This is a genomic window from Candidatus Methanoperedens sp. BLZ2 (genome assembly GCF_002487355.1).
In the GTDB taxonomy this organism is placed as follows: Archaea; Halobacteriota; Methanosarcinia; order Methanosarcinales; family Methanoperedenaceae; genus Methanoperedens.
Map to the genome: position 1 here is coordinate 1 of NZ_NTMG01000070.1, position 15,752 is coordinate 15,752.

A 15,752-nucleotide genomic window follows, 5' to 3' on the forward strand; every position below is an offset into this window, starting at 1 on the left:
AACCCTGGGGCTATTACCTCAATAAAAGGTGGGCTATGGGCTCTACTCGACAGTCGTGATATTTTTCTCTGTGTACTCCGTGCCCTCTGTGGTTTTTCAAACCAGAAGATAATAAGTCTCGAATTCAGTATGATATATCTTTAAGTTTAAGAGTCAAAATAACTCGTATACGATGCAGCAAATCTGCGTTCATCTGCGTTCATCTGCGGTTTCATTTCTTCAGATTCAATAGCAATCAATGTATCATACAATAGGTAATTATTATATAATTTTAATTATTATCAAGCATTTAAAGAATGCGAAAAACTACTACCGCCCTTTCGTTCACGCAAAAGAAATTTACACCGATTCGATGCACATAATTGGTTATGAGTGAGTATTCAGATGCATTTTTGGACCGGATTTACAGGATTTACAGGATGGTAATTAATCCTGTCCATCCTGTAAATCCTGTCCAGAATAAATATTCAGACAAGCTCTAATACGTGCCAACATAGCCATGTAAATGTGCAACACTTTTTTAAGGAGGATACTTCAAGATGATAATTCTATTATTTATATGAATTTATATCTCTTACAGGAGTAATTCTCATTATGGCCACCGTATTACTGCCTCCGTACATCTCCAGTTTATTTCTACTTCTTTAGTATTTATGTTAACAACATACGCAGGGTTACATGCGTATTGTTCAATTGTCGGCTTCATATCAATCCACCAGATGCTTGTGCTTTCATTACATGAATAAGTGTCTTTTAGCGTTCCTTGATCACCTATAACACTATTTTTAGCTATTTCCCTGGCTTCTGAAAGACTCATCTTTTTACCAGTTTCATTGCTAACGCAATATATATCCGTAGATGTTGTTGGTTGCACAATTGGGGTCTTCTCTATGTATGTTGTTATTTCTACAACAGGGTTTTTCTTCGTAAGTATTGTTGGTTGCACAGCTGGAGTATCATTCGATACTGTCAAAGCTTTTTCCTGCACACAGCCGCTAATAAAAACAAATCCACTTATCAATAATCCCAATAACATTAACATTCTTAATTTAATAATCATTTTGTCCCCTTAAATTTTTAACTACATGCTATTTGAAGTGAACGATTCTATATGTAACGGTCTCGAAATTAAGGAAAATATTTATCCGAGAACGACTTTCACCCTGCCCATGCAAATACGCAGGTGCTGCCCGGCTGATTGTGCTATCAGGAGTGATTGGGAAAAAGAACTCAAAGAAGAAAAGGATTTTTTGGATGGAACAAATTTCAAAGAAGCAAGTACACTATTAAAACTCCTGGGTTCTCCTTTGAGGCTTAAAATTGTGATGATGCTTCTTAACAGGGACCACTGCGTATGTGAAATAATATACCAGCTGGATGAAAAACAGAATCTTATATCACATAATCTGGGAATACTCAAAAGAAGTAAAATAATAGATTCGTATTATCGTTCCAAACATAAATATTACAAACTTGATGAAAGAGGACTTAAAATTATAAAATATATCAAAGAGAATATGATGTAAATTGAATGATTTCTTTATTCAATGATTCAGGCGGAAATTCATGGTAACTGTAGAGGAACATTACGAGGATCATCTGGCAAAGTATTATTCTTGGCTGTTCGGGGATTTTAATAATATAGTGGAGGCAAACCGCCAGTTCTTTATTGTCCATAAGCTCGTACCGGGAGATTCAAAGATAGCAATAGACCTTGGCGCCGGGTCCGGCTTTGCTTCAATAGCCCTGGCAAAAATAGGTTATAGCGTTATTGCTATTGACCTGTGCCAGGCACTGCTGGATGAATTAAAATGCCACAGTGGAAGCCTTGATATTACTCCGATAAAAGATGATTTATTGAACTTTACTGCACATTGTCCTGAAAGCGTAGGTTTATGCGTATGTATGGGCGATACATTGACGCATCTTGATTCTTTTGAAAATGTTAAAAGCCTGTTTGCAGGTGTTTATCGTTCTCTCAAGACAGGTGGGAAATTCGTTCTCACTTTCAGGGACCTTGTTTTCGAGCTAAAAGGCAAAGAAAGATTTATTCCGGTAAAAAGTGATTCAGAAACTATATTTACCTGCATCCTTGAATATGAAAAAGAACATGTAATAGTAAGTGACATGATATATACAAAAAACCAGGTGCTATGGAAGCTGGATGTTAGCAGTTACAGGAAGCTTCGCATTCCGCTGGAATGGGTAAAAAGGGAACTTCCGGAATCCGGTTTTAAGATAGAGTTATGTGAAAATAATAAAGGCATTATAACTATAATTGCAGGTAAATAAAAAAAATCAAAAAGGGTGGAAGAATGGATATACAGGTTATAAAAACACAGCACAGTAGAGTTGGTGAAACAGATTTTGAGAATCTTGGATTTGGGGAAGTTTTTTCAGATCACATGTTCAGTATGGAATACAAGAATAATGAGTGGGCATCACCGCAAATTATCCCTTATGGCAAGATCGGGATATTTCCTTCGTTATGTTCACTGCATTACGGACAGGTAGTCTTTGAAGGCTTAAAGGCGTTTAACACGAAAAAAGGGATACATGTATTCCGCCCGGAGAAATATCATGAGCGGCTGAATAAGTCATGCCATAGGCTATGTATCCCTGAGATCGAATATGGAGCATTTATTGAAGGATTAACAGAACTCCTGAAACTTGACCGGAAATGGGTCAGTGGAAAAAAGGGCAACTCACTGTACATACGTCCATTTATATTTGCCACAGACAATTTCCTCGGCGTTAAAATATCAAAAACCTACAGGTTTATGATCATAACCTCGCCTGTCGGAGCTTATTATGCAGAGGGTTTTAATCCCATCAGGCTGGTAACATCAGGTAAGTATGTCCGTGCAGCTAAAGGCGGGCTGGGCGCTGCCAAAACACCTGCAAACTACGCTGCAAGCCTGCTGCCTGCCGAAGAGGCAAAACACAATGGATTCTCGCAGGTTTTATGGCTTGACGGTATCGAGAAAAAATATATTGAGGAAAGCGGAGCCATGAACGTATTTTTCTTCATGGATGATGAACTGGTCACCCCTTCCCTGGAAAGCTGCATACTTGAAGGAGTTACACGAAATACAGTGATACATTTAGCAAGAGAATCAGGGGTTCGCGTGCAAGAGAGAAGAATATCAATAGATGAAATACTGTCAGCATCAAAGGAGGGCAGGTTGAAAGAGGTTTTCGGGACAGGAACAGCCGCTGTTATCTCGCCTGTCGGCACGATCCGGCATAACGATATTCTTATATCCATAAACGGTGGAAAAACCGGCGCATTAGCGCGGAAGTTATATGATGATATAACCAGCATCCATTACGGGGATAAAGAGAATGATAATGATTTCGGCTGGCGTCACTGGATCACATGAAAACACTGCGGGTGACGTATTGAGTTTGCTGAACTGGATTAACAATCAACTTATAAAATAGCTGAAGTTGAAGAATTGGGACATAAGATAGTATTTAATAGAATAAACTCTAAAATGCTAATATAGCAATCTATTATAAAAAAACCGGAGTGAAATATATGACAGTGGAATTAAAAGAAGGCGTTTACTGGGTTGGAGTTGTTGACTGGAATATCAAACAGTTTCACGGCCACGAATATTCGACACACCGTGGAACGACCTATAATGCATACCTTATAATTGATGAAAAAATCGCTCTCGTTGACACGGTCTGGGGCCCTTATTCGCAAGAGATGATAAAGAACATTGAAAAGATCATCGATGTAAAGAAGATCGATTACGTGATCGCAAACCATGCCGAGGTTGACCATTCAGGGGGGCTTCCTGAATTGATGAAGCTTATCCCGAATGCTACTGTAGTCGTTTCGGAAAAAGGAAGAGAGAGTATTCCAAAGCATTATCATGAAGACTGGAATTTCAAGGTCGTAAAGACCGGTGATAGCATAAGCCTCGGGAAAAACAGCCTTGTTTTCGTAGCTGCGCCAATGCTTCACTGGCCGGACAGCATGTTCACATATCTTACAGGTAAAAATATACTGATGCCAAACGATGCTTTCGGCATGCATTTTGCATCCTCTTCCCGTTTCAATGATGAAGTCGATGAGATAGAGGTGTACCAGGAAGCAATTAAATTCTATGCAAATATCCTCACGCCTTTTAGTGATCTTGTCATCAGGAAAATAGATGAATTCAAGAAATTGAACATTCCGGTGGATATTATTGCGCCCAGCCACGGAATAATCTGGAGGAAAGACCCCCTTCAGATAGTAAATAAATATTATGAATGGGCACAGGGAAAAAATGACGGCTCGGTTGTGATCATATATGATACAATGTGGAAAGCCACGGAAAAAATGGGGGAAGCCATCGCGCAGGGACTTGAAAAAGAAGGCGTGAAATATAAATTTTTTAATATGGCAGTATGCGACAGGAACGATGTACTTACAGAGGTTTTTAAGACAAAAGGCATCATTATCGGTTCACCGGCATTGAATAGTGGTCTTTTGCCAACTATAAAGCCAATACTTGAAGACCTTAAGGGATTGAAGTTCAAGAATAAAGTTGGCGCAGCTTTCGGATCATATGGATGGAGCGGTGAAAATGTCAAGCATATTGAGGAAACGCTCGAAAAGGCAAAGATAAAGGTCCTCCAGGAAGGTATAAAATTCAAATGGCAGCCCTCAAAAGAGGAACTTGATAAATGCGTGGAATTCGGAAGGCAGTTCGCACAAAAAATGAAAGCTGCATAATTCTATATTACCGGACATTAACGTTTAACGTTAATGAACGATCTTCGTAATATCTATTTCAAGTATATCCTCTGCTCCAAGTGCCTTGAGCCTTGGTATCAGGATATTGATCTCACTCTTACTTACCACGGTTTCAACCGCATAATAATCAGATTTATAGAGTTTTGAGACCGTTGGCCTTTTCATTGCTGGTAGACCGCTTACTACAGCATCAAGTTTGTCTTCAGGGACATTCATTACTATGAAAACTTTGCCGCGCGCTTCAAGTACTGCCTGCAAAAGGATCCTTATCTCTTCGATCTCTTTTCGTTTCACAGGGTCTTTCATTGATTTCTTATTGGCGATGAGTTTTGTATTTGATTCAAGAATGATATCCACGATCTTTAACCCATTTTTCCGCAGGGTCGATCCTGTTTCGGTCAAATCCACGATTACATCCACAAGTTCAGGGACTTTTGCTTCAGTCGCGCCATAGGAATAACGAAGATCCACCGGTATTCCAAGCTTATCAAAAAATTTCTTCGTGAGGTTCGGGTATTCAGTCGAAACCCTGCTTCCAGGTTTAATGTCCTTTGCGCTCTTGATGTCCTTCTCATTCGGAACTGCGATCACGATTTTGACAATACCTTCACCCATCTTGCTATAGAACATATCTGCGACTTCCACAATATCAGAATCGGATTCCATGACCCAGTCCTTTCCGGAGATACCCAGGTCAAAATAACCCTCTTCAACATATTTTGGGATTTCCTGGGGCCGCAGTATCTTGACTTTCCTTATTCGTGGGTCTTTTACTGTTGGATTGTACTCACGATCGGTTTTTCTGATCTCAAGGTCTGCTTGTTTGAATAAAAGGAGAGTCTGTTCTTCAAGACTTCCCTTGGGGAGAGCGAGGTCTAACATAATAATTCGGATTCCTAAATGGATTCACGGATTAAAAGCTTTGCTAACTATTCCTGCTTCTCTTAACAAGTTTGGTCTTATTGAATATGACCTCAAGAATTCCGTTCTTGTATGTGGTTTTGATTCCGGTTTTATTGATCCTTGCAGGCAATTCTACCATTTCATTCACTAAATTTTGCGGATTATTTGCATAAATTCCAAGAGTTTTTCCCGAACATGTTAACATAATGTCTTTTGGTTCAATTTCCGCAAGTCCTATTAAAACATATATGTTTTTTTCAGTTTCAAGTACATCCACTGGCGTTTTGTCTTTTCTCGTTATAAAAATATCTCCCGGATTTGCAGCCATTACCGGTATAATGTTAACAGATATGGAGATGTTTACCGGTTTTTTATCCGGAATATTCATATCATCCATGATATCATTCAATGTTTCTTCCAATTTTTCAATGAATTCCTCGAAATCATTTATTTTTTTCATGTTTATATCTTCATTTCGTGTTCTTGTTGATAGCTTTTGTGATGTCAGCCATCGTCTCATATTCTTTTTGATCCCATTGTGTGGGTCTTACCATAGTAAAAGCTTTCTCAAAATGTTCCATTCTTATCTGTATCTTCTCAGCTTCTTTCCTAACATTTTCTCTATCCATCCCAGGTTTAATAACCTCCCGGAGGGCAAGTATTGCAGCATGGCGGCATACTGCTTCAATATCAGCTCCTACATAGTTTTCTAACTTCTCTGTATATATGCTTAGCATACCGTTTTCCTTTTGTGTAATGAGTTCACCAATTCTATCATTATCGATTATAACAGTCACTTTCGATTTTTCATCGTCAAGAGTTAGCGAAATAGAATTATTCTCATCAAATACTCTTATTGTTTTATTTTCATCAATTTTTTCAATGGTTATTTTTTTCCATTCAATCCCATATTTTTCACTGAGAAATTCTATAAGTTTCTCGTTATCGCTTCCAGGAATGTTATCCCAACAAAATAAATATCTTCGTAGAAGTTTTCTTATATTGACATCAGGGGATAATGGCATATCAGTAAGATGAATCTTGAAGATCTTTTCTTTGTCTTTCAAGTCAGGAGGCCTTATATATATAAGTCTGTCAAACCGCCCTGGCCGAAGCAGTGCAGGATCTACCATTTCCGGGCGGTTAGTTGCAGCTATAATAACAACATTTTTTAATTCTTCTAACCCATCTATTTCAGTTAGGAACTGACTTACCACTCTTTCCGTAACGCCTGAGTCAAATCCACTTATACGTGCAGGGACTATCGAATCGATCTCATCGAAGAAAATAATCGTGGGTGCAGCTTGTCTTGCTTTCCTGAATGTTTCTCTTATTGCTTTCTCAGATTCCCCCACATACTTACTAAGGAGTTCAGGCCCCTTGATACTTATGAAATTTGCCTCACTTTCAGTAGCAATAGCTTTTGCAAGCAGTGTTTTTCCAGTTCCGGGAGGCCCATAAAGCAAAACGCCTTTAGGAGGTTTTATGTGTATAGCTTCAAAAGCTTCGGGATATTTCAGGGGCCATTCAACTGCCTCGATGAGCTCCTGTTTGACCGATTCCAGGCCCCCGATCTCTGTCCACCGCACAGCTGGAACTTCGATGAATACTTCACGAAGTGCGGACGGCTCGATATTCTGGAGTGCATTCTGGAAATCTTCTTTTGTCACACAAATTTTTTCCATTATTTCAGCCGGGATCTCTTCTTCAATGTTGATCCGGGGAAGAATATTCCGGATAGCATGCATGGCAGCTTCCTTGCAAAGCGAAGAGAGATCAGCGCCCACAAAACCATGCGTCATATCTGCGATCTCGCGTAAGCCTTTTTCTTCTGACATATCCTCAGCAAGAGGCATACCCCTTGTGTGTATCTGGAGTACATCAAAGCGTCCAAGCCTGTCAGGGATACCGATTTCTATCTCGCGGTCAAAACGCCCCCCGCGCCGAAGGGCAGCATCCACGGCATTTGGCCTGTTCGTTGCTGCAATTACAATTACCTGGCCTCGTTTTTTCAGGCCGTCCATCAAAGACAGAAGCTGCGCAACAACACGTCTTTCCACTTCACCTGTGACTTCTTCTCTCTTAGGTGCGATACTGTCAATTTCATCTATGAAAATGATTGTAGGAGCGCTCTTTTCTGCTTCTTCGAAGATCTCACGGATGTGCTTCTCGGATTCACCATAGAATTTACTCATTATCTCAGGACCGCTTATCGAAACAAAATTCGCATCGGTCTCATTTGCTACAGCTTTTGCGATCATTGTCTTCCCTGTGCCTGGTGGACCGTGAAGCATAACACCTTTTGGCGGCTCGATACCGAGTTTTTCGAAGAGTTCAGGGTGCCGGAGCGGAAGTTCTATCATTTCCCTGATAAGACCGATCTCACGCCGCAGGCCCCCGATATCTTCATAGGTGAGATGGGTTTGTCGCACTTCGATATCTTCTATGACCTCTTCTTTTACAACAAGGCTTGTTGTCCTTGACACGATAACAGGGCTCTGGGGCTGTGTTGATATGACAATGAATGATAAAGGATTGCTTACTGTTTCTACGCGCAGGCGCTGTCCTTTTGTGACGGGCCGTCCTTCAAGAAGCCGGATCAGATATTGTGGACCCCCAACGAGGCGTATTTGCTCGGTCGGGGCAAGGACCACTCTTTTTGCCACCTGCGGGGTTGATTTCTGGAGATATATTTTATCATCTATTCCCACGCGGGCATTTGCTCTTATACTCCCATCTATCCTTATCAGATCCATCCCCTGGTCCTCAGGATATCCGGGTGCTGCGATAACACACGCTTTTTCTTTACCGACCACCATTACCACATCCCCGCTTAAGATACCTATTTGTTCCATGATATCCCGATCTATTCGCGCAATATCCCTGCCTACGTCCCTGTGATGGGCTTCGGCAACCCTCAGCATTATTCTATCGTTCATGTTTATTCCAGATTATATTTTTGTCGTGATAATATTTAAATTCATATCATCAGCATGTCATTTTTATGAATTGATTTTCACTTCATTTAGTCTTGAGAGCCGCACTCCGGTCAAATCAAACATCATCAAGCATCAAAAATCCATAGAACAACTTTGTCTCCATCTCACCAAAGCCTTCCAGATCATCCTGTTCTATCGTAACACCGTTTAACGCTGCCAGTGCCCCCTCAGTTTTTGAGGTTTCATGAAGTTGAATAGTATCCGCAGTTATTTTACCCAGGATACGGCTGTTTCGTCCTATCCTGACTTTTCCTTTTGTTGAAATAAGATTCCCATGGATTGTACAGCCTTTACCTATACTGATATCGCCCGAAGTGCGGATGCTTCCGAACAATGTATCATGGTTTCCCATAGACATTGATCTTGATCTGAAATTACCGAGCAGGCGGCAATGGCTTCCGACTATTGCGCGTGTGTTGGCCCTTATTGTATTAAGGTCAATTTTTGCCCTGTTCGGGATTGACAATATTTTATTCTCCGGGGTATTATCCGAGAAAAGCTCTTCGAGCGCTTTTTCCACTTCTTCTTCACTGCCAAGTTGCAGCAGCGCCATCAAATAAAAGAAAATGAACATTACAACGGGAAGAGGCTGGCGTACTACCAGCCATCCTTTTACATCGTACCCACCATCGATCTTTACATTATTCCCAACATCAAGATTTCCTGTCGCAAAGAGTTTTCCTGATATTTTGACAAATTCTCCCAGATATGCATCAGACTTTGTCCTGACTTCCCCCTGTATTTCTGACCACATATCGATGCGGACGTCATCCCTGGAAATGATATTTCCATTGATCTTGACGTGCTCACCAGCGACAATCAGGTTAGCGATCAGGCCATAGCCCAATTCTGCATAATTTCCCACAAGAATATCTCCCTGGACAACGATAGAGTGCTCTTCCATGACAGTATGATCGGGTATTATGAGTCCTTTCTGTTCAGCCAAAAGCCAGAGCCTCTACACTCTGTATAGTTGCAGGGTATGATAAATATTAATATCAAATAGACCGATTTAACATCTATGTGTGAACTAAAAGTAATCCTCAAAGGAAAAACGATCATGGAAGATGTGGTGCGAATCACACAGGAAAAGGAAAATATCATACTCCAGAGCCTGCTTGGGGAGAGTAAGACCGTTCGTGGCAGGATCAAGGATGTCAATCTGACAAAACAGGAAGCTATAATAGAATGTTAAAAAATACAGCTAGTAATATTTAAAATAATTGGAGCAAACGGATGTTTTTATGGATTTAGAAGGGTATGCAAAAGAGTTTTTAAAAAAAGGTGAGAATGAAATTGATACCAAGAATAAACTTGTTGATAGAATCCTCGAAATTAAAACTATATCAAGAGTAAAAGCTAAACAAATTGCTGAAGCCATTTTAATTGAAGCAAAAACTACTCTCAATGTGGAAGGTGATGTGTTGACTTCAACTCTATCTGGTGTCTGCATGGGTGAATTTGGAGTGGGATCTCGTGGAAAAGGTGATTTTCACGTTCATGAGCAGATTGCTGAAATAATTGGAAAAACTAACGCAGTTATCGATTCATCTCATTTAGATGATGCAGGAGTCATGAAATTGGATGATGGAAAATATATACTTATGACAGTCGATGGAATGCACTCAAGACTCAGTGACTTTCCGTTTTTAGCTGGTTTTCATGACGCACGAGCAGCCCTTCGAGATATTTATGTTATGGGTTCGCATCCGATTGCTCTATTTTCAGATATCCATGTTGCAGATGATGGGGATGTCGCCAAGATTTTCGATCACATTGCTGGAATTACAGCGATATCAAAGTTAACAGGTGTGCCGTTGATTACTGGTAGTACACTTCGTATAGGAGGAGATGTTGTAATTGGTACAAGAATGAGCGGATGTGTTGGCGCATTGGGGGTCGCGGCAAATTTGACTCCTCGCAAGTTTGCGCAAGAAGGAGATGTCATTTTAATGACGGAAGGATCAGGAGGTGCTACAATTTCGACAACGGCTCTTTATAATGGAATGCATGAAGTGGTAAACGAAACTCTTAATGTTAAGTTCTTCGATGCATGCAGATCCTTAATCAATTCTAATTTGATATCAAAAATTCACGCAATGACCGATATTACCAATGGTGGAATACGCGGAGACGCAAGTGAAATATCAAAAATTGCCGGAGTGAAACTTGTCTTTGATGATAATAAATTGCGCCGACTTGTCAATGATCGAGTACTGGAGATGCTCGAAAAACTTGAAATTGATTATCTTGGTGTTTCTTTGGATGCACTTTTAATCATCGCAAGACCGGAGTATGCCAATGAAATTATAGAATGCATTAGAAAGCAGGATGTAGAAATTGATATCGTTGGAAGAGTTGAGGAAGGCAAAGGAGTGGAAATTATTATTAATGATGATGTTCATGACTTGACACCACGGTTTAGAGAATCTGCGTATACTCCCATAAAAAAAGTAATTGGTGAAAATACGCCTGAGGACTTTGATTATATGAAAAGCCAAATTAATTATGCTGCGAAGATGTCTATTGAAAAAAGAGAACGTGTGATAGAGCAGATAAGGGATAAAATATCAAGCTATAAGAATTGAATATGATAGTTCATATTTAATTTATCCAAGTTTCCTCGAATCGACTTACAAGATTTTTTCCAATTGTGGAATCTGTTGAAACGATTTCAAAGGATTCATTAGTTAATTTTTTTGTTACTCCATTTTCATCCTTTTTTATTCTTGAAAAAATAACTGCATCATCAATAATAATCATAGCATTACATCTTTCTTTAGAATAACATTTACATATATCATTAAACTTTATATTATTTTTCCTTCCTCGTTCTTCAAAATATTCTTTCGCCACATTAATACATAATATTAATTCTTCCTTAAAATTTTTATTAATATGTGCTTTATCGATAATGTTTTTTGGTGCATTTGGTGATATGAATAGAACTCTCCAATCAAACTGTTGACGTGATTTTTTTTCAAGAATCTTGTCTATGAAAGGATAATTTTCTCTATCGAATAATTTTCTATTTTTTCTCCCAAAAATCCATAATCTATGTTGAGATAGTTCTAAAATGGTTTTATATAGATCATGAGTTTCAAATCCTTTTGAAAAGTGAATTGTTGGGGTTCTATAACAATTTGAACATACATTATTTTGTATTGATTCAATAACATTTCGAATGTTAGCAGGATATACATAGGATTGGTATATATTTCGGCGACCATTCTCAGTCCTTACCATTAATTCATCATTTATACCGTCATCAATTAATAGCTCTACTCGACTATTTTCATCTTTAAGATTTAATAAAATAATATTTTTCCCAGTAGTTATTCTTATAGTCTTATTGTCGTTCTTCATTTCAATTTCAGCTTTTTTTGCCAAACCTTCACCATAGTTCTGTTTCAGAAAGTCTAAGAGTTTTAAATTATTTTTTCTTATAATATCATCCCAACAAAACAATTCTACAGAATTCATCAGAAGTTTTTCTTTTTTTTCATTTAAATTATGGGACATATTTTCCCAAATATAATAAAAATGTTTTTTCCATCTTCTATATGTTTCCGTCTCCCCTTTGTTGGTTTTATTTCGCACCATTAACATTGGACATCGTCCGCCAATCGATTCACCTTGATTTTCAACTTTATACATTGGATATGTTTCAATAAATGCAAAATCATGAGTAATGATAAGAAATACCGGCGGAAGAAAGTCATATAATCTAAATTCAACATTCGGATTGGTCGCATTTATTATCCCATTTTCATTTTCTGCATTTAAGTCAAAATTTTCTGTATTGATTACTAATTTTATTAAGTTTGTTCCAAAAAATGTTAAATCAGAATTATTATCTAATTTTATACGCTTATCGTTTTCCACTTTAATATTTTGTATATTTAATTTATATTTCAGGGACTGTTCTAAAAGGTTTTTGAGTCTGCTATAATCCCTGTCTAGAATTTCGTTCCAATTAAATAAAATTCTTAAATTTTTTAGATTTTCTATTGAACTCTTAATATTATGAATAAGTGGATGTTGTGGTTCTAGTTTTTCTCTAAGTTTCGCTCCTTCTGAGTCAGGAGATAATATAAGAACCTTTAATTTACATTTATTTTTCAAATTTCCAAATAATGAAAATATCGTTTCTCCAATCATTGGGCCGTTCTTGGAAAAAAAATCCATTGCTGCAACACAAGAAATAAGAATTTCCCCATCATTATTTTTACGTGAACATTCTCTTTTAATTTCCTTGATAATCTTATCTTCAAAGCGTTTATCTTCAAAGCGTTTAGTTTGAATGTTATTGACATGTCGCACAAAAATATCATTAATACCTATATCATTTGCACTTTTGATAACACTAAATCCATCTTTTATTTGTTCTGACACCTCAATAATTTTTTTCCATAATGAAACATAAGGCAACTTATCAAAAATAATCACTAATCCTGAAACGGTTAATGCTATTCCCAGTTTTTCGAACAATTTTACATTTACAAATGATACCGAAAGTGGTTCGAGTAAAAAATGTTCTAAATTTATATCGTTAAAAAATAAGACAATTCCACTAACGACACACAACAACCCTTTCTTATTTGTAGATAAATCTATTCCCATTTTCTTTTCCTTAATCGTCCGTCTTTGCAATGTTTGATGTTTAAGTTAAATATTAATCTTATCTTTTAATTTTAATTGGATTAAAAAGATTTAACAACAATGATTTTCATAAAACTATAGGAAAACCAATTAATTACTGAAAAGATTTAATATTATTAAACCTAACAGAGGTCAAGGAGAAAAGCATAAATGAAGAAAGCAAAAGTTGCAGTTAATGGTTATGGCACGGTTGGAAAACGTGTAGCTGACGCTGTAAGTTTACAGGATGACATGGAATTAATTGGAATAGGGAAAACACGTTTGGATTTTCAAGCCCAAATTGCTTCCAATAAGGGTTATAAAATATATCTATCCGAAACCGAACAGAAAAAGAAATCAAATGAAACATCTCTCGAAGTAAGTGGCGGGTTGGGCGAGATGATCAATGAAGCGGATATTGTTGTGGATTGCACTCCTGATGGCATTGGAGAAAAAAATAAACCTTTGTATGAAAAAGCTGGAATAAAAGCTATATGGCAGGGTGGAGAAGATCATGAAATTGCAGATTTTTCATTTAATGCGTTCGCTAATTATGATGAGGCACTTGGAAGAGAGTTTACAAGGGTAGTTTCATGTAATACTACTGGTTTGACACGGGTTCTTTATTTATTGGATAAAGCCTTTGAAGTTGAGAAAGCAAGAGTTACATTAATTCGTAGAGCTGCTGATCCCAATGATATAAAAACAGGGCCAATAAATGCCATCGTGCCAGATATAGAAATGCCTTCACATCATGGGCCTGATGTACAAACAATATTACCGCATATAAATATTGCAACTGTAGCTTTAAAAGTGCCGACAACGTTAATGCACGTCCATGCAGTAAACCTGAAATTGAATAATAAATGTTCAGTAAATGATATAATCGATGTTTTGAATAATTCATCCAGAATGAGATTGATAAATGGGAAGTCAGGAATTAAATCTACAGCCCAGATTTTTGAGTTAGGAAGAGACTTGGGAAGACCACGAAATGACATGTGGGAGAATAATATTTGGAAAGATTCAATCAGTATCTACGACGATGAAGCATATTTCTTCCAGGCAATTCATCAAGAATGTGTTACTGTGCCTGAAAATATAGATGCTATTCGTGCAATGATGAAAATTGAAACGGATGGCGAAAAATCTATAAAGAAAACAAATAAATCCCTTGGGATTTAAGATTACTATCTGAACTCCCTCATTATTTTTATCGCACAAAAATCCCCGCACATGGTACATGGTCCCTCTTTTGGGGATAATTCTCTTGCCCTGCCGCTGTCAATAGCATATTTCATCTGTCCTTCCCAGTCCAGATTTGCCCGTTTTTTAGCAAGGCTCCTGTCCCTTTCATCAGGCCCGTATTTGATGGAGTCGCCAATATGTGCTGCTATCTTAAAAGCAATGAGACCTTCCCGAACCTGTTCCGGGCATGGAAGACCAAGGTGCTCGGATGGAGTTATATAACAGAGGTAATCAGCACCAGCACCGCTTGCCAGGCTTGCTCCAATGCTTCCTGCAATATGATCATACCCGACAGCAACATCAGTAGGAAGCGGCCCTGCAACAAAGAGAGGATGATCAGATTGTTTTTTATGGAACCTGACATACTCGGCTATCATGTCAGCACTGACATGCCCGCCCATTCCTTCTATTATTACCTGGATACCTGCATCATTTGCAATTTTTGCAAGTTTTACATTCTGTTTGATCTCTGCGATCTGTGCTTTATCCCTTTTATCGTGAATGCATCCGCTTCGCATGGTATTGCCAAGTGAGAGCACAATATCATGTTGCCTGAGGATCTCCAGGACCTCCTCAAAATTCGAAACAAAAGGGTTTTCACAATCATTAAGCATCATGTAGGCGCTTGTTATCGATCCGCCTTTTGATACAACACCCATTATGCGTTTTTCTTTTTTCATTATGCCGAGTGTCTTTCTATCGATACAGTGAAGCACAAAAGAACTGATACCTTCACCAGCCTGCTGTTTTAAGTTCCTGATGAAATCATCACAATTAATGTTCCCAAGACCTTTTTCTGCCGCTGCCTGGTAAATCGGGACAGTTGTTATGGGAAGAGTTGTATTCTCCATTACCGACTTTCGAATATGGGAAATATTCCCGCCCATGGAAAGATCAGTTATCGTGTCAGTGCCATACATCTGGGCAATGCGTGCTTTTTTAATCTCTTCAGCCGGATCGATTTTTAAGGTAGATGTGCCTAAATTCACATTGACTTTTGTTGACAGGCCTTTACCAATGCCAACGGATATATTCCCTTTTTTGTTTTTATTATTCCCTCTATTATTCCCTCTGGTCATTATTACGATACTTCCATTTGAAATACGCGAAATAAGGGTATCGATATTGATATTTTCAGTCCTTGCGACCGCTTCCATTTGTTGTGTTGCTATTCCATCCCTTGCATGTTCAATCTGAGTCTTCATATT

At 38.3% G+C, this 15,752-nt stretch carries 14 protein-coding genes; 7 read left to right on the plus strand and 7 right to left on the minus strand.

Annotated features, from left to right (window positions below; translation table 11 throughout):
• Positions 1 to 592: 592 nt before the first annotated feature.
• On the minus strand, positions 593 to 1,060 hold the full coding sequence (locus CL181_RS14665; RefSeq protein WP_097300070.1) for a hypothetical protein: 468 nt from the start codon (positions 1,058 to 1,060) through the stop codon (positions 593 to 595).
• Between the two features lie 109 nt (positions 1,061 to 1,169).
• On the opposite strand from CL181_RS14665, the gene CL181_RS14670 reads away from it, so the two are divergent.
• From CL181_RS14670 to CL181_RS14685, 4 genes are all read left to right on the plus strand, one after another.
• Positions 1,170 to 1,526, plus strand: a complete 357-nt coding sequence (locus CL181_RS14670; protein WP_176505246.1) for a helix-turn-helix transcriptional regulator — start codon at positions 1,170 to 1,172, stop codon at positions 1,524 to 1,526.
• Positions 1,527 to 1,566: 40 nt separating this feature from the next.
• The gene (locus CL181_RS14675; RefSeq protein WP_097300072.1) at positions 1,567 to 2,292 is read left to right on the plus strand and encodes a bifunctional 2-polyprenyl-6-hydroxyphenol methylase/3-demethylubiquinol 3-O-methyltransferase UbiG; all 726 of its coding nucleotides are present in this window, start codon (positions 1,567 to 1,569) and stop codon (positions 2,290 to 2,292) included.
• A gap of 23 nt (positions 2,293 to 2,315) precedes the next feature.
• Positions 2,316 to 3,383, plus strand: a complete 1,068-nt coding sequence (locus CL181_RS14680) for a branched-chain amino acid aminotransferase (protein ID WP_097300073.1) — start codon at positions 2,316 to 2,318, stop codon at positions 3,381 to 3,383.
• Positions 3,384 to 3,541: 158 nt separating this feature from the next.
• The gene (locus CL181_RS14685) at positions 3,542 to 4,732 is read left to right on the plus strand and encodes a flavodoxin domain-containing protein (RefSeq protein ID WP_097300074.1); all 1,191 of its coding nucleotides are present in this window, start codon (positions 3,542 to 3,544) and stop codon (positions 4,730 to 4,732) included.
• 30 nt (positions 4,733 to 4,762) lie between these two features.
• Here the strand turns inward: CL181_RS14685 and hisG are convergent, their stop codons facing one another.
• The 4 genes from hisG to CL181_RS14705 form a co-directional block, all read right to left on the minus strand.
• Positions 4,763 to 5,635 carry an ATP phosphoribosyltransferase gene (gene hisG / locus CL181_RS14690; RefSeq protein ID WP_097300075.1) on the minus strand — a complete coding sequence of 291 codons (873 nt, stop codon included), beginning with the start codon at positions 5,633 to 5,635 and terminating at the stop codon, positions 4,763 to 4,765.
• Positions 5,636 to 5,678: 43 nt separating this feature from the next.
• Positions 5,679 to 6,116, minus strand: a complete 438-nt coding sequence (locus tag CL181_RS14695) for a hypothetical protein (RefSeq protein ID WP_097300076.1) — start codon at positions 6,114 to 6,116, stop codon at positions 5,679 to 5,681.
• Positions 6,117 to 6,126: 10 nt separating this feature from the next.
• Positions 6,127 to 8,595, minus strand: a complete 2,469-nt coding sequence (locus CL181_RS14700) for a CDC48 family AAA ATPase (protein WP_097300077.1) — start codon at positions 8,593 to 8,595, stop codon at positions 6,127 to 6,129.
• Positions 8,596 to 8,710: 115 nt separating this feature from the next.
• Positions 8,711 to 9,601, minus strand: a complete 891-nt coding sequence (locus tag CL181_RS14705) for an acyltransferase (RefSeq protein ID WP_097300078.1) — start codon at positions 9,599 to 9,601, stop codon at positions 8,711 to 8,713.
• 75 nt (positions 9,602 to 9,676) lie between these two features.
• Between CL181_RS14705 and CL181_RS14710 the strand changes: the two genes are divergently transcribed.
• Both CL181_RS14710 and CL181_RS14715 read left to right on the plus strand, forming a co-directional pair.
• Positions 9,677 to 9,850 (plus strand): CooT family nickel-binding protein, encoded by a 174-nt coding sequence (locus tag CL181_RS14710; protein ID WP_097300079.1) that lies wholly within the window; start codon positions 9,677 to 9,679, stop codon positions 9,848 to 9,850.
• Positions 9,851 to 9,899: 49 nt separating this feature from the next.
• On the plus strand, positions 9,900 to 11,243 hold the full coding sequence (locus tag CL181_RS14715; RefSeq protein ID WP_097300080.1) for an AIR synthase-related protein: 1,344 nt from the start codon (positions 9,900 to 9,902) through the stop codon (positions 11,241 to 11,243).
• A gap of 16 nt (positions 11,244 to 11,259) precedes the next feature.
• Here the strand turns inward: CL181_RS14715 and CL181_RS14720 are convergent, their stop codons facing one another.
• Positions 11,260 to 13,278: a hypothetical protein gene (locus CL181_RS14720; protein WP_097300081.1), complete on the minus strand. Its 2,019-nt coding sequence runs from the start codon at positions 13,276 to 13,278 to the stop codon at positions 11,260 to 11,262.
• 189 nt (positions 13,279 to 13,467) lie between these two features.
• Between CL181_RS14720 and CL181_RS14725 the strand changes: the two genes are divergently transcribed.
• Complete coding sequence (locus CL181_RS14725) at positions 13,468 to 14,481, plus strand: type II glyceraldehyde-3-phosphate dehydrogenase (protein ID WP_097300082.1); 1,014 nt, start codon at positions 13,468 to 13,470, stop codon at positions 14,479 to 14,481.
• Between the two features lie 5 nt (positions 14,482 to 14,486).
• Here CL181_RS14725 and thiC read toward each other — a convergent pair whose 3' ends face one another.
• A complete protein-coding gene (gene thiC / locus CL181_RS14730) occupies positions 14,487 to 15,749 on the minus strand; it encodes a phosphomethylpyrimidine synthase ThiC (protein WP_097300157.1) in 1,263 nt (420 codons plus the stop codon).
• Positions 15,750 to 15,752 lie beyond the last annotated feature (3 nt).